Source organism: Pantoea sp. T14 (assembly GCF_036663535.1).
Taxonomy (GTDB): domain Bacteria; phylum Pseudomonadota; class Gammaproteobacteria; order Enterobacterales; family Enterobacteriaceae; genus Pantoea; species Pantoea phytostimulans.
Genome location: NZ_JAWUEB010000015.1, coordinates 224,727 through 244,275 on the forward strand (window position 1 = coordinate 224,727; position 19,549 = coordinate 244,275).

19 protein-coding genes are annotated in these 19,549 nt (G+C 49.6%); 15 read left to right on the forward strand and 4 right to left on the reverse strand.

Features of this window, described 5'->3' with window-relative positions; all coding sequences use genetic code 11:
• Positions 1-6: 6 nt before the first annotated feature.
• The 4 genes from mreD to csrD all read right to left on the reverse strand — a co-directional run bounded on the left by mreD (position 7) and on the right by csrD (position 4,966).
• A complete protein-coding gene (gene mreD / locus SC127_RS06970) occupies positions 7-495 on the reverse strand; it encodes a rod shape-determining protein MreD (RefSeq protein WP_215845453.1) in 489 nt (162 codons plus the stop codon).
• Positions 492-1,514: a rod shape-determining protein MreC gene (gene mreC, locus SC127_RS06975; RefSeq protein WP_243078834.1), complete on the reverse strand. Its 1,023-nt coding sequence runs from the start codon at positions 1,512-1,514 to the stop codon at positions 492-494. Before mreC ends, mreD begins: the two co-directional genes overlap by 4 nt.
• A 148-nt stretch (positions 1,515-1,662) precedes the next feature.
• On the reverse strand, positions 1,663-2,706 hold the full coding sequence (mreB, locus tag SC127_RS06980; RefSeq protein WP_003855260.1) for a rod shape-determining protein MreB: 1,044 nt from the start codon (positions 2,704-2,706) through the stop codon (positions 1,663-1,665).
• 310 nt (positions 2,707-3,016) lie between these two features.
• On the reverse strand, positions 3,017-4,966 hold the full coding sequence (gene csrD / locus SC127_RS06985; RefSeq protein WP_243078833.1) for an RNase E specificity factor CsrD: 1,950 nt from the start codon (positions 4,964-4,966) through the stop codon (positions 3,017-3,019).
• A 288-nt stretch (positions 4,967-5,254) separates the two neighbouring features.
• Here csrD and msrP point away from each other — a divergent pair, with 288 nt between their 5' ends.
• The 15 genes from msrP (at position 5,255) to SC127_RS07060 (ending at position 19,255) form a co-directional block, all read left to right on the forward strand.
• Positions 5,255-6,259 (forward strand): protein-methionine-sulfoxide reductase catalytic subunit MsrP, encoded by a 1,005-nt coding sequence (gene msrP / locus SC127_RS06990; RefSeq protein ID WP_332625847.1) that lies wholly within the window; start codon positions 5,255-5,257, stop codon positions 6,257-6,259.
• Positions 6,260-6,862, forward strand: a complete 603-nt coding sequence (gene msrQ / locus SC127_RS06995; RefSeq protein ID WP_215845451.1) for a protein-methionine-sulfoxide reductase heme-binding subunit MsrQ — start codon at positions 6,260-6,262, stop codon at positions 6,860-6,862. It begins immediately after the preceding gene.
• A 232-nt stretch (positions 6,863-7,094) separates the two neighbouring features.
• The gene (aroQ, locus tag SC127_RS07000; protein ID WP_215845450.1) at positions 7,095-7,547 is read left to right on the forward strand and encodes a type II 3-dehydroquinate dehydratase; all 453 of its coding nucleotides are present in this window, start codon (positions 7,095-7,097) and stop codon (positions 7,545-7,547) included.
• 25 nt (positions 7,548-7,572) lie between these two features.
• On the forward strand, positions 7,573-8,034 hold the full coding sequence (gene accB, locus SC127_RS07005; protein ID WP_215845449.1) for an acetyl-CoA carboxylase biotin carboxyl carrier protein: 462 nt from the start codon (positions 7,573-7,575) through the stop codon (positions 8,032-8,034).
• 11 nt (positions 8,035-8,045) lie between these two features.
• A complete protein-coding gene (accC, locus tag SC127_RS07010; RefSeq protein WP_243078830.1) occupies positions 8,046-9,395 on the forward strand; it encodes an acetyl-CoA carboxylase biotin carboxylase subunit in 1,350 nt (449 codons plus the stop codon).
• A 71-nt stretch (positions 9,396-9,466) separates the two neighbouring features.
• The gene (locus SC127_RS07015; RefSeq protein ID WP_243079094.1) at positions 9,467-9,709 is read left to right on the forward strand and encodes a YhdT family protein; all 243 of its coding nucleotides are present in this window, start codon (positions 9,467-9,469) and stop codon (positions 9,707-9,709) included.
• Positions 9,699-11,144 carry a sodium/pantothenate symporter gene (gene panF, locus SC127_RS07020; protein WP_332625849.1) on the forward strand — a complete coding sequence of 482 codons (1,446 nt, stop codon included), beginning with the start codon at positions 9,699-9,701 and terminating at the stop codon, positions 11,142-11,144. The genes SC127_RS07015 and panF overlap by 11 nt, the downstream gene beginning before the upstream one ends.
• Positions 11,145-11,160: 16 nt before the next feature.
• Positions 11,161-12,048 (forward strand): 50S ribosomal protein L11 methyltransferase, encoded by an 888-nt coding sequence (gene prmA / locus SC127_RS07025; RefSeq protein ID WP_243078828.1) that lies wholly within the window; start codon positions 11,161-11,163, stop codon positions 12,046-12,048.
• Between the two features lie 666 nt (positions 12,049-12,714).
• Positions 12,715-12,945: a carbonic anhydrase family protein gene (locus SC127_RS07030; RefSeq protein ID WP_252515341.1), complete on the forward strand. Its 231-nt coding sequence runs from the start codon at positions 12,715-12,717 to the stop codon at positions 12,943-12,945.
• 327 nt (positions 12,946-13,272) lie between these two features.
• Positions 13,273-14,238, forward strand: coding sequence for a tRNA dihydrouridine synthase DusB (gene dusB / locus SC127_RS07035; protein ID WP_215848212.1), 966 nt, complete (start codon positions 13,273-13,275; stop codon positions 14,236-14,238).
• Between the two features lie 23 nt (positions 14,239-14,261).
• On the forward strand, positions 14,262-14,558 hold the full coding sequence (gene fis / locus SC127_RS07040; protein ID WP_003855228.1) for a DNA-binding transcriptional regulator Fis: 297 nt from the start codon (positions 14,262-14,264) through the stop codon (positions 14,556-14,558).
• Positions 14,559-15,093: 535 nt separating this feature from the next.
• On the forward strand, positions 15,094-16,119 hold the full coding sequence (locus SC127_RS07045) for an amino acid ABC transporter substrate-binding protein (RefSeq protein WP_332625850.1): 1,026 nt from the start codon (positions 15,094-15,096) through the stop codon (positions 16,117-16,119).
• 69 nt (positions 16,120-16,188) lie between these two features.
• A complete protein-coding gene (locus SC127_RS07050; protein WP_215845443.1) occupies positions 16,189-17,367 on the forward strand; it encodes an amino acid ABC transporter permease in 1,179 nt (392 codons plus the stop codon).
• A gap of 15 nt (positions 17,368-17,382) precedes the next feature.
• A complete protein-coding gene (locus SC127_RS07055) occupies positions 17,383-18,483 on the forward strand; it encodes an amino acid ABC transporter permease (RefSeq protein ID WP_215845442.1) in 1,101 nt (366 codons plus the stop codon).
• 10 nt (positions 18,484-18,493) lie between these two features.
• On the forward strand, positions 18,494-19,255 hold the full coding sequence (locus tag SC127_RS07060; RefSeq protein WP_279234001.1) for an amino acid ABC transporter ATP-binding protein: 762 nt from the start codon (positions 18,494-18,496) through the stop codon (positions 19,253-19,255).
• Positions 19,256-19,549 lie beyond the last annotated feature (294 nt).

The following is a 19,549-nucleotide window of genomic DNA, read 5'->3' on the forward strand; positions in this document are numbered from 1 at the left end:
ATTTCCTTATTGAACAGCGAACTGACGACGAATCTTTCTCATTAATAAGAATAGCCAAGGCCAGAGAATACCGTCGACGACACTGCTCCAGAAAATCTCGGGTCGAAATGAGACGTTGATCACTAAGAATTCCGCCCAGAATACAATCACATCCATCGCCAGCGACAGCACCATAACCATTAACGCCTGCTGCCACAACGCTAAGTTACGGAAAAGCTGGAATTTAAAGGCTACAAGGTAGGCGATGATGCTTAGCGCTAACGCGCGTACACCGAGCGTCGAACCGGCAATCAAATCCATGATTGCACCCATCAAAAATCCACTACCTACGTTTACCCGATGCGGTAGCGCTAAAACCCAATAGATGAGAATTAACAAAAGCCATGAAGGCCGGAACATATAGAGCTGGTCCGGCCATGGCATGATTTGCAAGATGAGAGCAACCAGAAAAGACAGCCAGATAACCCAACGTCCCTGGCTGCGATATCGACTCAAGGCTGACCTCCGCGTGAGCGGGCTGGCGTACCTTGTGTGTTGCCTTCGTTACGCGTTGGTGCTGGAGGTCCCATCTGCACAGCAGGTGCCGGTGGACCCATTTCTCCCGCAGGCGGTAAAACTTGCGGCATCATCTGCATCAATCGTTCGTTAGCAACACGATGGACATCTGCCGGCGCCATAGGCATATCCCCATTGCGATCGGCTCCCCACAGCAGCAGCAAATAGCGCAGACGCTGCAAACCTGCGGCTGGACGCGCCTGAATCACAGTGTAAGCACGTTGCGTATCCACTTTCACGGAAGAGACCACACCAACCGGATAACCTTCCGGGAAGCGCCCGCCTAATCCTGATGTGACTAACACATCACCTACACGGATATCAGTATTACCTGGCAGATGCTCAAGTTGCAGATCTTCGGTGCAGCCATTTCCGGCCGCAATAACACGAATATCGTTACGCAACACCTGGATAGGTAACGCATGCGATGCATCACAAATCAGCAACACGCGGCTGGAGACTTGCCCTACGGCAATCACTTGCCCTACTACGCCTTTATCACTGATAACGGGCTGACCTTCATAAACACCGTTAACACTGCCTTTGTCGATGACCACTTGATCGGTATAAGGATCGGTGCCGGTGGAGATCACCTGCGTCACCATTTTTTGCTCATCCTGACGTAGCGGTGAACCCAACAGTTCACGCAGACGTGCGTTTTCCTGCTTATATTGCCCCAGCATTAACAGGTCACTATTTTTCAGGAAGAGTTCGCGACGTAAGGCTTTGTTTTCCAGCTCAAGCTGCTGACGCGATGCCAGCGTTTCTGACACGCCGTCTAAAAGCTGGCGTGGCCCGTTAGCCAGAAAGTAAAACGGACTGACCGACGTATCCAGATAGTTGCGTATTTGATTGAATGAACTCACACGGCTGTCGGCAATAATGATAGCTATTGCCACAATCACCGCCAAAAAAAGACGCAACTGCAGGGAAGGCCCCCTGCTAAAAATCGGCTTCATATAATCTGCGTGTTCCTCGACAACAGGTAAGGAAGCACGGTAATGACCGTACTCCCTTGGGCTGGACGTATCTAACCGACGCGTGCCGCGCCGGTTTACACGCTATTCCCTGCGCATGATAATTCACGGTCTCAGCCGGTTGAGGCGATTATTCTTCGCTGAACAGATCGCCGCCATGCATGTCGATCATTTCCAGTGCTTTACCGCCGCCGCGTGCTACGCAAGTTAATGGATCTTCTGCGACAACCACCGGAATACCGGTTTCTTCCATCAGCAGACGATCCAAATTACGCAGCAACGCACCACCGCCAGTCAATACCATGCCGCGTTCGGAAATATCAGACGCCAGTTCTGGCGGACATTGTTCCAACGCAACCATTACCGCACTAACGATACCGGTCAGTGGCTCTTGCAACGCTTCAAGAATTTCATTGGAGTTCAGCGTAAAGCCGCGCGGTACACCTTCAGCAAGGTTACGACCACGCACTTCAATTTCACGCACTTCATCGCCCGGATAGGCTGAACCGATCTCATGCTTGATACGTTCTGCGGTCGCTTCACCAATCAATGAACCGTAGTTACGACGCACATAATTAATAATAGCTTCATCGAAGCGGTCACCACCGATGCGCACGGAAGAGGAATAAACCACACCGTTCAGGGAGATCACAGCCACTTCTGTCGTACCGCCACCGATATCAACCACCATTGAACCGGTTGCTTCAGAGACAGGCAGGCCAGCACCGATTGCCGCAGCCATTGGCTCTTCAATCAGGAACACTTCACGCGCACCAGCACCTTGAGCAGATTCGCGGATGGCACGACGTTCTACCTGCGTCGCCCCCACCGGCACGCAGACCAGCACGCGTGGGCTGGGACGCATAAAGCTGTTGCTATGCACTTGTTTAATAAAGTGTTGCAGCATTTTTTCGGTGACGAAGAAATCAGCGATAACGCCGTCTTTCATCGGGCGAATGGCTGCGATATTACCTGGCGTACGGCCAAGCATCTGTTTTGCGTCATGACCGACGGCCGCAACACTTTTCGGTGAACCGGCTCGATCCTGGCGGATAGCAACCACGGAGGGCTCGTTCAGCACGATGCCTTGTCCTTTCACATAAATCAGGGTATTCGCGGTACCCAGGTCAATGGACAAGTCATTGGAAAACATGCCACGAAATTTTTTAAACATACTAAGGGATAATCCTGCAAGCTGGGGGCGGAAAATAAAATCCGCTTACTTTACCAACCACACGAAGCTGCCACAAGGCGCAAAAACGTTCTGCTTCGGTGAAAAAACACGCCAAATTGCGTTTAAGTTATCTGTACGAGGCTTCTGCACCAGCGGAATGGCGAAATGACGCCCTGTTAGCCGCTTTTAGCTGCAATGTTTCAGAAGAGCTTCGACATAAACTTTAACATTTCCGGCCAGATATTCTGGACTCTGCGTTAGGTTCATTGGCAAAAAAGCGAGTGTAAAGCCTATAAAGCGGCGCAATGGGCTAAATACGATAACGTTGAGAATACTTTTTAACGTTACTGTTTACCGGTTGAGATGGCGCAAATAGGTCGCCTTGCCCCCCTGCTACACCTAAGCCCACCAGCGTTTGCCATTCGGCGCGCGTTCGTACGCCTGTGGCAAAAACTTGGGTCTGCGTCGATTTACACACTTCCATCAAATTCTGCACAAAAAGCTGGTTTTCAGTTCGGTGCTCAATGTTGCGAACTAAGCCGGGATCAAGCTTGATCAATTCCACCGGTAATTGCTTGATATAGGCGCTGCTTACCACCGTCAATCCAGCCTGGCTTACCGCAATCCGGCAACCAAAAGCTTTTAACGCACGAAAAACTGGCGTTAAACGGTTGATGTGTTGACATACATCTGCCTCGGCAAGTTCAAATAAAAATCGTTTTCTTTGTCCTTTTGGACATTGCAGCAGCATATTCTGCAGCCAGAGCACAAAAGAACGCTGTAACAAAGAGTCTATATTCACGGGCATGACCAGCGTTTCTTCCGGCCACCATTCTGATAAAGCCGCGATTCGCGTCACTAATTGGCGGTCCCAAACCTCTGCCATGCCGAGCTGCTGTACCAGCGGCATATACTCTGCCGCTTGCACCTCTTTATCGCCATCAAAGATGCGCGTCAGCATTGTCCGGTGCTGCACTTTGCCTTCTCTGTTCACTGCAGGTTTTTGATATAAGCGTGGCCCACCGCGGCTCAGCGTATTTTCCAATAAAGTGCGCCAGCGCACGCTACCTCGCCCGGCATCAAGAGGATTGCCTTCGCCATTCGACCAGTTATTCCCGCCAAGTAGCGTTGCCCGCCGTGTCGCCATTTCGACATTTTCCATTACCTGCGGCACGCTTTGTCCGCTGTGCCAGGCGCTGATACCGATATGTATCAGATCGTCACGATTCACCATGCGCATGGGTGGCAGCGAATCGACAGCATTAATCAATTTATCGGCAATGCCATTCGCCTCTTTTAAGCTACGATGCGGCAGTAATACGGCAAAATCACTGCGGAAATAACGGGCCAGCAGCGCGCCTGGATAGCGCAACACAAAAGTCGACAACATGTTGACCAGATCGAAAAGATATTCTTCGACTAAGGAGGGACCCAGTGTTTCATTCAGGATATCGAAATCGGGCAGGCGCACCATCATAACCACCCCGTGCGTGCCGACAGCCTCCTGATCTTCAAGCAGCGTAGCCAGCTGGTTATCGAAAAACAGACGATTATTCAAACCTGTGCGGCCATCCTGAGCGGCAAATGTGCGAATCAGGGTATCGATGCGAAGCCGCTGCTCACCCGCTTCCTGTAAATCTGTCAGCAGCACGTCCAGCGCACGACTGGCTTTGGGTGGCCACTCGTCGATATGGCTGTTGCGCATTATCTGGCGCTCACCTTCAATAATTGCATCTGCACGCACTTCTAAATGTTCCATGCCTCGCCATTGTCGGGTTAACCAGCGATGCATAATGAACAACAGTAGACTCATCACCAGCACAACGGAGAGTAAGGCACCAAGCGTATAAGCCGCGGTAATAGAACGCAGCCAGGTTTTCGCCGGATCGAGCATCAGGACACGTAAACTCACGCCTGTTTGGTGCATTAATGGCACATCAAATTGAATAAAACGATTGGGTTGATCTTCAATCATTTGATGTTCGTGGCGAGAGAGTGTGAGCAGCGTGTGACTACCGCTGTGCAAGGTGAGTTGCTCGGCATTCATGACCGGCATCAAGCGAGATAGCCAGCCGTTGAGTTGATCGGGTGTTTGGTTAAAAAGTGATTTATCCACTTCGGTCGCCAGCACTTGTACTCTGTTTTCAACCCGCTGATGGCTCAGCCAAAAAACGCTGAAAGCACAGCCTACCAGCATAAGTAACATCGCCAGTACGCTGAGAAATGTAATAAACGCGGATAGTTTGGTGGTTAATCGCATCCCTGTGCCTGTATTACTGCGGTGATAACCAGATCACGTTCCTGTATGGCATCGCCGAGCCGATGAAAACGCGAGCAAAATAGCATAATTTGCGTCAGGCGGCAGCGTTGCAATGTGTGAGCGATCAGTATACCGCCGGCAGATGACCGCTGAACTTTATCGCGAAACTTTTCGGTGTATTCTGATTGGCAAGACTTGCCAGGAAATTTCACATTTTCGCGGCGAAATTCGCCAGCATCAGGGTTTTTAGCCATGCTGGAAGACAAAATCGAGTCTGGAGAATAGAGCATGAAAACAACCAAAAGCCTGACTGAAAACGACGTTACCCCTGAAAGTATTTTTAATATGCAGCGCCGTCAGGTCTTGAAAACTTTAGGTTTGAGTGCTGCGGCCATGAGCGTACCCAGTATGGCGAATGCAGATATCCTCAGTTGGTTTAAAGGCAACGATCGTCCTGCAGCACCGGCTGGCCGCCCCCTGGATTTCAGTAAACCAGAGCAATATCAAAATAATCTGACATTAACGCCAGAAGATAAAGTGTCGGGTTATAACAATTTCTATGAATTTGGCCTGGATAAGGCCGATCCTGCCGCTAACGCTGGCACACTGAAAACCGATCCCTGGAAACTGACGATAGACGGTGAAGTGGCTAAACCCATTACGTTAGACATGGATGAGATTTTTAAACGCTTTGCTATGGAGCAGCGTATCTATCGCATGCGCTGTGTCGAAGCCTGGTCGATGGTCGTTCCATGGGTTGGTTTTGAGTTAAACAAACTCATTAGTCTTGCGGAGCCCACCAGCAATGCGCGTTTTGTCGCTTTTCAAACACTTTATGCACCAGACCAGATGCCGGGCCAAAAAGATCGGTTTATTGGCGGCGGGCTGAACTATCCCTATGTTGAAGGATTACGCTTAGATGAAGCCATGCATCCGCTGACTCTTCTCAGTACTGGCGTCTATGGCAAGGCGTTGCCCCCTCAAAACGGTGCGCCAATTCGCCTGACCGTGCCGTGGAAATATGGATTCAAAGGGATTAAATCGATCGTCAAAATTACGTTAACGCGTGAGCAGCCACCGACAACCTGGAACCAGATCGCCAACAACGAATATGGCTTTTATGCCAATGTGAACCCGCATGTAAATCATCCACGCTGGTCGCAGGCCACCGAGCGTTTTATTGGTCCCGGCGGATCCTTGAAAGTCGAGCGTCAGCCAACACTGTTGTTTAATGGTTATGCGGATCAAGTCGCCTCGCTCTATCGTGGATTCGATCTACGGGAGAATTATTGAGTGCGCCTTTCTATTAAGCAGATTACCTGGCTAAAGGTGGTGCTGCATTTAGTGGCATTTTTACCGCTGGTTTATCTTTTCCTGGCAGCCAGCCAGGGAGGATTGAGCGCTGACCCAGCCAAGGATATCCAACATTTTACTGGCCGTATGGCGCTTAAATTGCTGCTGGCAACGCTGTTGGTCTCACCCTTGACTCGCTACGCTAAACAGCCGCTGTTGATCCGCACACGCCGCCTGCTTGGCGTCTGGACCTTTGTGTGGGCCTGCCTTCACTTACTGAGCTATTACCTGCTGGAACTTGGCGTCGATAATCTCCGTTTGTTGGGGAGCGAATTAATTTCCCGTCCTTATCTTACGCTGGGAATTATTTGTTGGTTGATACTGCTGGCACTTACTGTCACTTCATTTCAACGTATGCAGCGCAAGCTCGGCAAACGCTGGCAAACTTTGCATAACTGCATCTATATCGTGGCCATATTGGCACCAATTCACTACATCTGGTCAGTGAAAACTGTGTCGCCCCAACCGTTGATTTATGCCGGTATTGCTGCACTGCTATTAGCGTGGCGTTACAAAAAATTCATTAAATGGTGGCCTTTTTAACCCTTCCTGCGTTGTTTTCTGCCTCTACTCTCTGATAAAAGATGTGGCCCTTGGGCCACGTCCAATCATCTTCGCAGATAAGACCAGTATTTTGCTGCGAAATGCTACGAAACGGATATAATGCCCGGCTTTATTGCAAGCCATGTCTTCTTTTTTACCCTGACGGGTGACAAACGAAGAGAGGCAAGGTATTTTACGCGATGCCTCAATGATTGCGGGAGATGGCAGCAAGATGGCGCATAAATTACACATTCTGCTCTTAAACGGTCCCAACCTTAATTTGCTGGGAACGCGCGAGCCTGAGAAATACGGTCACACCACGCTAAATCAGATTGTCACCGATCTGACGCAGCAAGCAAACCAATTGAATGTGACGTTAAGCCACTTGCAATCCAATGCTGAATTCCAGCTTATTGATCGCATTCATGAGGCCAAAGGCAATGTGGATTACATCATTATTAATCCTGCCGCGTTTACGCATACCAGCGTAGCACTGCGTGATGCACTGTTGGCGGTAGATATTCCGTTCATCGAAGTGCATCTCTCAAACGTGCATGCTCGCGAGCCCTTCCGTCATCATTCCTATCTTTCTGATGTTTCTGCTGGCGTGATTTGTGGACTTGGCGCTGACGGCTACGCATGGGCTTTACAAACGGCAGTAAAACGCCTGTCTCAAACAAATTAATCAAACTGAGTACGGAACCCCACTCATGGATATTCGTAAAATTAAAAAACTGATCGAACTGGTTGAAGAGTCTGGCATCTCCGAGCTGGAAATCTCCGAGGGCGAAGAGTCCGTTCGCATCAGTCGTGCACCTGCAAATGTTGGTTATCCGATGATGCAGCAGGCTTATGCTGTTCCTGCTCCGCAACCTGCCCTGGCTAACGCTATTGCACCGGTTGCTACCGTGGCGGAAGCCGCGCCAGCGGAAATCAGCGGCCACATCGTACGTTCTCCTATGGTCGGTACTTTCTACCGCACCCCGAGCCCAGATGCCAAAGCCTTCATCGAAGTGGGTCAGAAAGTGAATGCCGGCGATACGCTGTGCATCGTTGAAGCCATGAAAATGATGAACCAGATCGAAGCCGATAAGTCTGGTGTGGTGAAAGCGATCCTGGTGGAAAGCGGTCAACCGGTTGAATTCGACGAGCCGCTGGTCGTCATCGAATAACGAGGCGAACCATGCTGGATAAAATTGTAATTGCTAACCGTGGTGAGATCGCGCTGCGTATTCTGCGTGCCTGTAAAGAACTGGGCATCAAGACCGTAGCGGTGCACTCTAGCGCGGATCGTGACCTCAAGCACGTGCTGCTGGCGGACGAAACCGTCTGTATCGGCCCGGCTCAGTCGGTCAAAAGTTACCTGAACATCCCGGCCCTGATCTCCGCAGCGGAAATCACCGGCGCCGTGGCGATCCATCCCGGCTACGGCTTCCTCTCTGAGAACGCCGATTTTGCCGAGCAGGTTGAACGCTCAGGCTTTATCTTCATAGGCCCGAAAGCGGACACTATCCGCCTGATGGGAGACAAAGTCTCCGCTATCAACGCGATGAAGAAAGCTGGCGTGCCAACCGTACCAGGCTCTGACGGTTCGCTGACCGACGACATGGAAAAGAACCGTGCCTTCGCGAAGCGCATCGGCTATCCGGTGATCATCAAAGCCTCCGGCGGCGGCGGCGGTCGCGGCATGCGCGTCGTGCGCAGTGACAAAGATCTGGAAGAATCCATTAACATGACAAAAGCGGAAGCCAAAGCGGCTTTCAACAATGACATGGTTTATATGGAGAAGTTTCTGGAGAATCCGCGCCACATCGAGATTCAGGTACTGGCCGATGGTCAGGGCAACGCCATCTATCTCGGCGAGCGCGACTGCTCTATGCAGCGCCGTCACCAGAAAGTCGTTGAAGAAGCGCCAGCGCCGGGCATCACGCCTGAAATGCGCAGCTTCATCGGCGAACGCTGCTCTAAAGCCTGTATCGAAATTGGCTATCGTGGCGCAGGTACTTTCGAGTTCCTGTATGAAAACGGTGAATTCTACTTCATTGAAATGAATACCCGTATTCAGGTTGAGCATCCGGTTACCGAGATGATCACTGGCGTCGATCTAATCAAAGAGCAGCTGCGTATCGCTGCCGGTCAACCGCTGTCGATCAAGCAATCTGACGTAGAGATTCGCGGTCACGCAGTTGAGTGCCGAATCAACGCCGAAGATCCCAATACCTTCCTGCCGAGTCCGGGTAAAATTACCCGCTTCCACGCGCCGGGCGGTTTTGGCGTACGTTGGGAATCGCACATCTACGCTGGCTATAGTGTGCCGCCGTACTACGATTCTATGATCGGTAAACTGATCACTTACGGTGAAACCCGTGACGTGGCCATTGCGCGCATGAAAAACGCGCTGGCGGAACTGATCATTGACGGCATCAAGACTAACGTCGAGCTGCAGATGAAGATCATGTCCGACGAAAACTTCCAGCACGGTGGTACCAACATCCACTATCTGGAGAAAAAACTCGGCCTGCACGATAAATAAACGCAACGCTGAGACAATGAGAGGCCGGTTAATCCGGCCTTTTTCTTTTGCCGCTGGGATTGGGGTGAATGATGGATCCTCGCTTTTTACAGGCACATAAAGAAGCGCGCTGGTCGCTATATTTGACGCTGGCCTGGCTAGTCGTTTGGGGCTTATCTGCCTGGCTGGGCGGTAATCAAATCGGCATTATTGGCTTGCCTCGCTGGTTCGAACTTTCCTGCGTTTTTGCGCCGCTGCTGTTCATTTTTTTATGCTGGTTGATGGTGCGGCTGATATTCCGCAATATGTCGCTGGAGGATGAAAATGGAAACTGAAATTGTCCTTCCTTTATTAGCCTACCTGGTGGGGATCGCCGCTCTGTCGGTGTTTGCCGCGCGTAAACAGCGCCAAGGTAATTTCCTTACTGAATATTTCCTCGGTAACCGCTCGATGGGCGGCTTTGTCTTGGCGATGACCATTACGACTACGTATATCAGTGCCAGCTCATTTATTGGTGGCCCCGGCGCAGCCTATAAATATGGTTTAGGCTGGGTGCTGCTGGCGATGGTGCAAGTTCCAGCGGTATGGCTTTCGTTAGGCGTATTAGGCAAAAAATTCGCTATCCTGGCGCGACGATACAACGCAGTAACCCTGAATGACATGCTCTATGCGCGTTATGGCAGCACACTGCTTATTTGGTTAGCCAGCCTGAGCCTTCTTATTGCTTTTATTGGGGCGATGACAGTCCAGTTTATTGGTGGTGCACGCCTGCTCGAAACAGCGGCCGGCATTCCTTATGACACTGGATTGCTCATTTTTGGCGGCACCGTTGCGCTCTATACCGCTTTTGGTGGTTTTCGCGCCAGTGTACTCAACGACGCTATGCAAGGTGTCGTGATGCTGATTGGTACTTTTCTGCTGCTGTTTGCTGTTATTCATCAGGCGGGTGGCTTACACGCAGCGGTGGAAAAACTTCATGCCATCGATCCTAAACTGCTGTCGCCAGAAGGGCCGGGCGATATTATTAACCCCACCTTTCTTACGTCGTTTACCGTGCTGGTCTGCTTTGGCGTTATTGGCCTGCCGCACACCGCGGTACGCTGTATCTCCTATAAAGACAGCAAAGCAGTACATCGTGCGATTATTCTTGGCACCATCGTAGTGGTGATCTTGATGCTTGGCATGCATCTGGCGGGTGCCTTTGGTCGGGCCGTTTTGCCCAATCTCACGGTACCCGATAGCGTGATTCCAACATTGATGATTACTGTGCTTCCACCGTTAGCCGCTGGACTTTTTCTGGCAGCGCCCATGGCGGCCATCATGTCGACGATTAATGCACAGCTGTTACAAGCTTCAGCGACGCTGGTAAAAGATCTTTATTTGCGTGTTGCGCCGCACCAAATGGAAAATGAAGCGCGACTGCGCGCCTTGTCTGGCACCATCACTTTTGTGCTCGGTATTCTGCTGCTGGTCGCTGCCTGGAATCCGCCCGATATGATCATCTGGCTCAATCTGCTGGCCTTTGGTGGCCTGGAAGCGGTGTTCTTGTGGCCTCTGGTTCTGGGTCTGTATTGGGAGCGCGCCAACGCCGCAGGCGCGATCAGCGGTATGGTGGTAGGCGGCGGCTGCTACGCTTTTCTGGCGAGCCTGAACTGGCAAATAGGGGGATTTCATCCCATCGTACCTGCCCTGCTTTTAAGTCTGCTGGCATTTTTAGTCGGCAATCTATTTGGACGTGTCCCGCAACCGGTTGATGCGCCACAACACTGAATTTAAGAGAGACATTATGCCGTGGATTCAAATTAAAATTAATAGCGCAGGTGAACATGCGGAGACGCTGAGCGATGCGTTAATAGAAACAGGCGCGGTGTCAGTGACTTTTCAGGACACCAATGACACACCCGTCTACGAACCGTTACCGGGCGAAACGCGCCTGTGGGGCGATACCGACGTGATTGGTTTGTTTGACGCAGAAACGGATATGAAAGCGGTAGTCGCTGAGCTGTCACAACATCCGGTATTAGCAGCTGATTTCCGCCACAAGATCGAACAGATTGAAGATAAAGACTGGGAACGTGAATGGATGGAGAACTTCCACCCAATGCGTTTTGGCGAGCGTTTGTGGATTTGCCCAAGCTGGCGCGATGTGCCGGATCCCAACGCAGTCAATGTGATGCTTGACCCCGGTTTGGCTTTTGGCACCGGAACACACCCAACAACCGCGCTATGCCTGGCTTGGCTGGATGGATTGGATCTAACCGGTAAAACTGTGATCGATTTCGGTTGTGGTTCAGGGATCCTGGCGATCGCTGCCTTGAAATTAGGTGCAGCGCAGGCGATTGGTGTTGATATCGATCCGCAAGCGATTCAAGCCAGCCGCGATAATGCGGAGCGTAATGGCGTTTCTGAACGTCTTTCTCTTTATCTGCCGCATCAACAGCCAGAGAATCTTCAGGCTGACGTTGTGGTCGCGAATATCCTTGCGGGTCCGCTGCGTGAATTAGCGCCACTGATCAGTGTGCTGCCAAAACAAGGAGGCCATTTGGGCTTATCGGGTGTTTTGGAAAGCCAAGCTGAAGGTGTGTGTGAAGCTTATATAGAGCAGTTCGATTTGGATCCGGTTGCCGTTAAAGAAGAGTGGTGTCGAATTACCGGCGTAAAACGCAACGCTTAATAATTTAGGCTCATTATCAAGTCAGTTAGCAGTGATAATAAGACCCTTTTCAAAACGCCTTGGTAATAAATTCCAGGGCGTTTCCTTACAATTTCTCCATTAAACTCCCCGCACAGGTACAGCGCCATCACTATTTATAGGGCCATCAACCGGCACCGCAATCTCAGTTTTTTATTCAATTAAAAAAGAAATTTAAATTGAGCATGGCTGCGCTATTACTGGTTCTGGCACCGTTAACCTATGCCCATAATATTCACTCCCCTGAGCATTAGGGTGATTTAGGTGCTGCTTATTGAACCTGTAAAACCACGGTAAATCAGTTGCCTGTTGATATTATCAGCGTGGTTAACGGCACGCTGAATCCTCTGAATTTGGACTATTATGCCAAAAAAACATTGTTAATAATGGTCATACTATTCAGGTTTGTATTAAAGGTGGCGGCACAATTAAATGAGATAGAGAGACTTTTACATTACGCCCATTCCATTTCCATGCGGCAAGTGAAAAGCGCATCCAGAGTAAATCTCTCCCGTTAGAAGTGCATTTTTTTATGCAAGCGAGCAAGGTCAATTGCCCGTTATCAGTGTCATGTTCGAAGCAGGTCAAGCAAAACCTGCTGTTGAGGCGGTTTAAAAGCATGTTCCTTCTAAAGTGAATCAAGAGAAAATGCTTAATAAACCATTGAGTCTCGCTGAACTGATTCCAGATAATAAATATTACTATCGCTTCAATGGCTCACTGACCACATTTCCTTGTTCAGAAGGCGTACGCTGGATAATAATGAAAAATTCAGTAAGCGCTTCGCCTGCGCAATTACCGCCCTTTGTCCGCTTATTAGGCGATCACGGCAATAACCGTCTGGTTCAGCCACCGGACGATCGCCTTATAGTTGAGTAAAGCGTTGACGTCGCCTGACTGCATCCTGACATGCGACATGACCGAACCCTCTTCTAAACCCTTTTCTTCCGCCACATGTATCGTTAATCACGCTAAGTGACGTTTAATATCTGGCATTTTGTTGAACTTTATCGGAAAAACGTTTGTTCACAATTCCAGCATAAACCAGTAACTGTTTGAATTTAAATAATAAAAGTTAATGTAAGCTTACAACATCCCGATTCGCTTGATCTTTCCATGCTTATTGTTCAAAGTTTGGCCTTTCATCTTCCTGAAAAAATGCGTAATATACGCCGCCTTGCAGACACAGTATGGCATCCCGACTTCATGCGTATTGGAAACCTTCAGCTGAGAAATCGATTGATTGCAGCGCCTATGGCCGGTATTACCGACAGGCCTTTCAGGACGCTCTGTCATGAGATGGGTGCAGGCATGGCGGTTTCTGAGATGCTGTCATCAAACCCTGAAGTTTGGGCGAGTGACAAATCTCGGTTACGTATGGTGCACAGCGATGAGCCAGGTATTCGTGCCGTACAAATTGCCGGTTGCGATCCCAGCGAAATGGCCCAAGCTGCACGTGTTAACGTTAATGCCGGTGCACAGGTCATTGACATTAATATGGGCTGCCCTGCAAAGAAAGTTAACCGTAAAATGGCGGGTTCGGCCTTACTGCAATACCCCGAGACAGTGGAATCTATCCTCTCCGCGGTGGTTAATGCAGTGGATGTGCCGGTAACGCTTAAAATTCGTACTGGTTGGGATCCTGAAAACAGGAACTGTGTCGCGATTGCCCAATTGGCTGAACGCTGTGGCATTCAAGCCCTGACGATACATGGCCGCACTCGTGCCTGCCTGTTCAACGGGGAAGCTGAATACGACAGCATTCGGACAGTTAAGCAGAGTGTCTCTATTCCGATTATCGCGAATGGAGACATAACTGACCCGCATAAAGCCCGAGCGGTGCTCGACTACACCGGAGCCGATGCTCTGATGATAGGACGTGCTGCTCAGGGAAGACCGTGGATCTTCCGGGAAATCCAGCATTATCTGGACACTGGGGAGCTGCTTGCTCCGCTGCCCTTGGCAGAGGTGAAGCGCTTGCTTGTTTCGCATATACGTGAGCTGCACGACTTTTACGGTTCAGGCAAGGGATACCGTATAGCGCGAAAGCACGTCTCTTGGTATCTCCAGGAGCATGCCCCGAATGACCAGTTTCGGCGCACATTCAACGCCATTGAGGATGCCAGCGAACAGCTGGAGGCGTTGGAGGCATACTTCGAAAATCTTGCGTAACGAAATAAAGAGCTGAAAGAACTATGTTCGAACAACGCGTAAATTCTGACGTACTGACTGTTTCTACCGTTAACTCACAAGATCAGGTAACGCAAAAGCCGTTACGTGATTCGGTAAAACAAGCACTGAAGAACTATTTTGCTCAACTGAATGGTCAAGACGTTAGTGACCTGTATGAGCTGGTTTTGGCTGAAGTCGAGCAGCCTCTGTTGGACATGGTGATGCAGTATACCCGTGGCAACCAGACTCGCGCTGCCTTGATGATGGGTATCAACCGCGGTACGCTGCGTAAGAAATTGAAAAAATACGGTATGAACTGATTTTTAGTTCAACCTGCTAATCACGCCAACCTTCGGGTTGGCGTTTTTATTTGTGCTTTATGCAACAAAGCCAAATAAAAACGCGTGAAACGATCAAGCGCCTAATGGTAACGAGTGTTGCAATCGCAAACGTAATATTTTCTCATCGCCTTGCTTGCCTCCCCTTTCTGTTTCTTCCCCTATGTTGCCGCTTATTGCGCGGTCTATGAGCTTTTGTGATCCCTCCCGACCTTATTAGCAACAAGTCCTGTCTGTACATTTTATCCTGAGGCTCTTCTCACACTGCTTCCATATAGTGAAACTAATTGCACTAAATGTGATCGAGTCGGCTCGCTATGCTTCCTTTTGGTGCGCGATATTAGCGGAACTTTCTAAGTGCTTCGGAGTATTAACAGATCTTTCTAAGGAATTCATGATTCTGCAAACCTGGCATCAGCTTTGCAAAGTCGTGAATGGCTGACTGCCGCAGACAGGAAAAAACGCACAAAAAAGTGCGCAATACATAACAACACGATTCCGCCACACAGGATGCTTTATGAAAAAGATGATGCTCTCCACTTTGGTCGCTGCTGCTTCTTTCTTTGCCGTTGCTCAGCAAGCGCATGCAGGAACCACATTGGATGCGATTAAAAAGAAAGGGTTTGTTCAGTGCGGTATCAGTGACGGCCTGCCGGGCTTTTCCTACGCTGATTCCAACGGCAAATTCACGGGAATTGATGTCGACGTTTGCCGTGCAGCGGCGGCGGCAGTCTTTGGGGATTCCACTAAAGTGAAATACACCCCACTGACGGCTAAAGAGCGCTTCACAGCGCTGCAATCAGGTGAAGTGGATATCCTTTCACGTAATACGACCTGGACCTCCGCGCGTGATGGCGGCATGGGCTTTTTGTTTGCTGGTGTGAATTATTATGATGGCATCGGCTTCCTGACACATCAGAAAGCGGGTCTCAAAAGCGCTAAAGAGCTGGATGGCGCTACCGTATGTATTCAGGCAGGCACCGATACCGAGCTGAACGTGGCGGACTTCTTTAAAGCCAATAAAATGCAGTACACACCTGTCACCTTTGATCGTTCTGACGAATCAGCTAAAGCGCTCGACAGCGGCCGCTGCGATACGCTGGCTTCTGATCAGTCTCAGCTCTATGCATTGCGCATTAAGCTGGGTAAACCAGACGAATTCATCGTGCTTCCTGAAGTCATTTCAAAAGAGCCGTTGGGACCGGTGGTACGCCGTGGTGATGATGACTGGTTCACCATCGTGAAATGGTCGCTTTACGCAATGCTAAATGCTGAAGAGATGGGCATCACTTCTAAAAACGTTGATCAGATGACGGCCAAACCTACCACGCCGGATATGGCGCACTTGCTGGGTGCTGAAGGCGACTTTGGCAAGGATTTGAAGCTTGATAACAAATGGGCTTACAACATCATCAAGCAGGTTGGTAACTATCAGGAAAGTTTTGACCGTAACGTTGGTAAAGACAGTGCGCTGAAAATCGCACGTGGTCAGAATGCGCTTTGGAACAACGGCGGTATTCAATACGCGCCACCGGTACGTTAATTACACCTCGCCAATCGGGCACCGTATTCTTCGGTGCCCCACCAAAGCTTTTGTCATTGAGGTTTCAACATGTCGCAACGCCCAATCGTGAAAAGGGATTTTTCATTCGGTAATCCCAAAGTTCGCGCCTGGCTTTACCAAACAATCGCGATAGTAGCGGTCATTGCGGTGGTGGGGTATCTCATCCACAACACAGTGATCAACCTGTCTAATCGTGGGATAACATCCGGTTTTGGTTTTCTGGAACGTAATGCTGGCTTCGGTATCGTCCAACATCTTATTGCTTATACAGAAGCAGATACCTATGCGCGTGTCTTTCTGGTTGGTTTAACTAACACTCTGCTGGTCTCCGCCCTTTGCATCGTGTTTGCCTCTTTTTTAGGTTTTTTTATTGGCCTTGCTCGCCTGTCTGAAAACTGGCTGCTGCGTAAAATCTCTAATATCTATATCGAGACCTTCCGTAATATTCCGCCACTGCTGCAAATTTTCTTTTGGTATTTTGCCGTTTTGCGTAATTTGCCGGGACCGCGCCAGGCATTAAGTGCATTTGATATGGCTTTTGTTAGTAATCGAGGTTTATACGTTCCCTGGCCTACGTACGCAGCGGGAACCTGGCCTTTTGTTATCGCATTGCTGCTAGCCGTTGCCGCTAGCTATGGGATGTTTCGTTTTAATCGGACGCATCAGCGCAAAACCGGCCAATTGCGTCGTACCTGGCCCGTAGCGATCGCTATGCTAGTCATTTTTCCATTCATTGCACATTTGGGATTTGGGGCCGCTACCCATTGGGATTTACCACAACTGCGTGGATTTAACTTCCGCGGTGGCTTCGTGATGATTCCTGAACTGGCCGCGTTAACGCTGGCATTGTCGATTTATACATCGTCATTTATCGCTGAAGTTATACGCTCTGGTATTCAGTCAGTACCGTATGGACAGCATGAGGCTGCGCGTTCGCTGGGCTTACCGCATCCAGTCACGTTACGTCAGGTCATTATTCCACAGGCGATGCGCGTCATCATTCCACCGCTGACCAGCCAATACCTCAACATAGTGAAAAACTCCTCTCTGGCCGCAGCTATCGGTTATCCCGATATGGTGTCGTTGTTTGCCGGGACCGTGCTCAACCAAACTGGCCAGGCGATCGAGACCATTGCGATAACTATGGGCGTTTACCTGATTATCAGCTTGTTGATTTCATTATTGATGAACCTCTACAACCGCAAAATTGCGCTGGTTGAGCGTTAAGAGAACGGGATAACTATGTCTGTTACTACACATGAAACACCGCCCGTACCTACCACGCCAATAAGTCGCGCCTGGAGTTGGGCACGTAAGAATCTGTTTTCAGGTTGGGTGAACTCCCTGCTTACCCTCTTTTGCATCTGGGTGATGTGGAGTGTGATTCCACCGGCATTGAATTGGTTAATCTTTCAGGCTAACTGGTTTGGCACAACCCGTGCTGACTGCACGAAAGAAGGCGCATGTTGGGTATTTATCCATTCGCGCTTTGGTCAGTTTATGTATGGGCTTTACCCACATGAGCAGCGCTGGCGTATTAACCTGACGCTGATTATTGGCCTGCTTTCAATTGTTCCGATGTTCATCAAGAATTTGCCATACAGAGGGCGCTATATCGCTGCTTGGGCGGTTACTTATCCCATTATCGTCTGGTTCATGTTGTATGGTGGATATTTTGGTCTTGAGCGCGTGGAAACGCGTCAATGGGGTGGTTTAACGCTCACGTTAATTATCGCTGCTGTTGGGATCGCCGGTGCATTGCCATTGGGTATTTTGTTAGCGCTAGGACGCCGTTCACACATGCCAGTTGTACGCTCGCTTTCAGTAATATTTATTGAATTCTGGCGTGGTGTTCCGCTAATTACTGTGCTGTTTATGTCTTCGGTGATGTTGCCGCTGTTCATGGCCGAGGGCACCACTATCGATAAGTTAGTGCGCGCATTGGTTGGCGTCATACTTTTCCAATCGGCGTATGTCGCAGAAGTGGTAAGAGGCGGGTTACAAGCGCTGCCGAAAGGCCAATATGAAGCTGCGGAGTCGCTAGCGTTAGGATACTGGAAGACTCAGATGCTGGTTATATTACCTCAAGCATTGAAGCTAACTATTCCCGGCCTGGTGAATACTATCATTGCGCTATTTAAAGACACTAGCCTGGTAATCATTATTGGCCTTTTCGATCTCTTCAGCAGCGTTCAGCAGGCAACTGTCGATCCAGCATGGCTAGGCATGTCCACTGAAGGCTACGTATTTGCCGCGCTTGTTTATTGGATTTTTTGTTTCAGCATGTCGCGTTATAGCCAGTATCTGGAAAAGCGCTTTCACACCGGGCGTAAATCGCACTGAGGTTTTTTAAATGACACAAATTATCACTCCATCTGCCAATGCTATGATGATTACGCTCGAAAATGTGAATAAATGGTACGGACAATTTCATGTTCTCAAAGATATTAATCTTCATGTAAAACCGCGTGAGCGCATTGTATTGTGCGGCCCTTCCGGTTCAGGTAAGTCGACGACTATTCGTTGTATCAATCATTTGGAAGAACATCAGCAAGGTCGAATTGTGGTAGATGGCATCCATCTCAACGATGACGTCCGCAATATTGAGAAAGTTCGAACAGAAGTAGGTATGGTATTTCAGCACTTCAATTTATTTCCCCATCTGACAGTTTTGCAGAACTGTACGTTGGCTCCTTCATGGGTACGTAAAATGCCAAAGAAGGAAGCTGACGAGCTGGCTATGCATTATCTGGAGCGAGTCCGTATTGCTGAGCATGCCCACAAATTTCCGGGTCAGCTTTCAGGTGGCCAGCAACAGCGTGTGGCCATTGCTCGCTCTCTGTGTATGAAACCGAAAATTATGCTTTTTGATGAACCTACCTCAGCACTCGATCCCGAAATGGTAAAAGAGGTTCTCGATACCATGATCGGTTTGGCTGAAGATGGTATGACAATGCTATGCGTCACGCATGAGATGGGGTTTGCTCGTACCGTGGCTGATCGAGTGATCTTTATGGATCGTGGTGAAATCGTTGAGGTTGCTCCACCGCAGGAGTTCTTTGCGAACCCTAAATCGGAACGCACGCGCGCTTTCCTGTCGCAGGTTATCCATTAACAGGATGACAATTATGCCGTTCACACCCGGCCACGCGCCGGGTTTTTTATGGGTATTTTTACGGTGTCTCGATCACGTCAATCTTTCCATCCGATTGATTAAATAGACGTTATTTTACCGTAGAATTTATAGACGCAAGGACAGGAAAGGATTAAAAATGTTGTTTTTATTAACGTACAAAACGAAAAAAGCCCTTTGCAGATGCAAAGGGCTTTTTCTTATTTGATGCCTGGCAGTTCCCTACTCTCGCATGGGGAGACCCCACACTACCATCGGCGCTACGGCGTTTCACTT

What these genes read in the sequence shown, in the direction of transcription:
- SC127_RS07060 (WP_279234001.1), top strand. Translation starts at nt 18,494, where the DNA reads ATGACACAAATTATCACTCCATCTGCCAATGCTATGATGATTACGCTC.
- msrP (WP_332625847.1), top strand. Translation starts at nt 5,255, where the DNA reads ATGAAAACAACCAAAAGCCTGACTGAAAACGACGTTACCCCTGAAAGT.
- accC (WP_243078830.1), top strand. Translation starts at nt 8,046, where the DNA reads ATGCTGGATAAAATTGTAATTGCTAACCGTGGTGAGATCGCGCTGCGT.
- SC127_RS07050 (WP_215845443.1), top strand. Translation starts at nt 16,189, where the DNA reads ATGTCGCAACGCCCAATCGTGAAAAGGGATTTTTCATTCGGTAATCCC.
- mreB (WP_003855260.1), bottom strand. Translation starts at nt 2,706, where the DNA reads ATGTTTAAAAAATTTCGTGGCATGTTTTCCAATGACTTGTCCATTGAC.
- mreC (WP_243078834.1), bottom strand. Translation starts at nt 1,514, where the DNA reads ATGAAGCCGATTTTTAGCAGGGGGCCTTCCCTGCAGTTGCGTCTTTTT.
- dusB (WP_215848212.1), top strand. Translation starts at nt 13,273, where the DNA reads ATGCGTATTGGAAACCTTCAGCTGAGAAATCGATTGATTGCAGCGCCT.
- fis (WP_003855228.1), top strand. Translation starts at nt 14,262, where the DNA reads ATGTTCGAACAACGCGTAAATTCTGACGTACTGACTGTTTCTACCGTT.
- SC127_RS07055 (WP_215845442.1), top strand. Translation starts at nt 17,383, where the DNA reads ATGTCTGTTACTACACATGAAACACCGCCCGTACCTACCACGCCAATA.
- panF (WP_332625849.1), top strand. Translation starts at nt 9,699, where the DNA reads ATGGAAACTGAAATTGTCCTTCCTTTATTAGCCTACCTGGTGGGGATC.
- SC127_RS07045 (WP_332625850.1), top strand. Translation starts at nt 15,094, where the DNA reads ATGAAAAAGATGATGCTCTCCACTTTGGTCGCTGCTGCTTCTTTCTTT.
- csrD (WP_243078833.1), bottom strand. Translation starts at nt 4,966, where the DNA reads ATGCGATTAACCACCAAACTATCCGCGTTTATTACATTTCTCAGCGTA.
- SC127_RS07030 (WP_252515341.1), top strand. Translation starts at nt 12,715, where the DNA reads ATGCTTAATAAACCATTGAGTCTCGCTGAACTGATTCCAGATAATAAA.
- aroQ (WP_215845450.1), top strand. Translation starts at nt 7,095, where the DNA reads ATGGCGCATAAATTACACATTCTGCTCTTAAACGGTCCCAACCTTAAT.
- accB (WP_215845449.1), top strand. Translation starts at nt 7,573, where the DNA reads ATGGATATTCGTAAAATTAAAAAACTGATCGAACTGGTTGAAGAGTCT.
- prmA (WP_243078828.1), top strand. Translation starts at nt 11,161, where the DNA reads ATGCCGTGGATTCAAATTAAAATTAATAGCGCAGGTGAACATGCGGAG.
- SC127_RS07015 (WP_243079094.1), top strand. Translation starts at nt 9,467, where the DNA reads ATGGATCCTCGCTTTTTACAGGCACATAAAGAAGCGCGCTGGTCGCTA.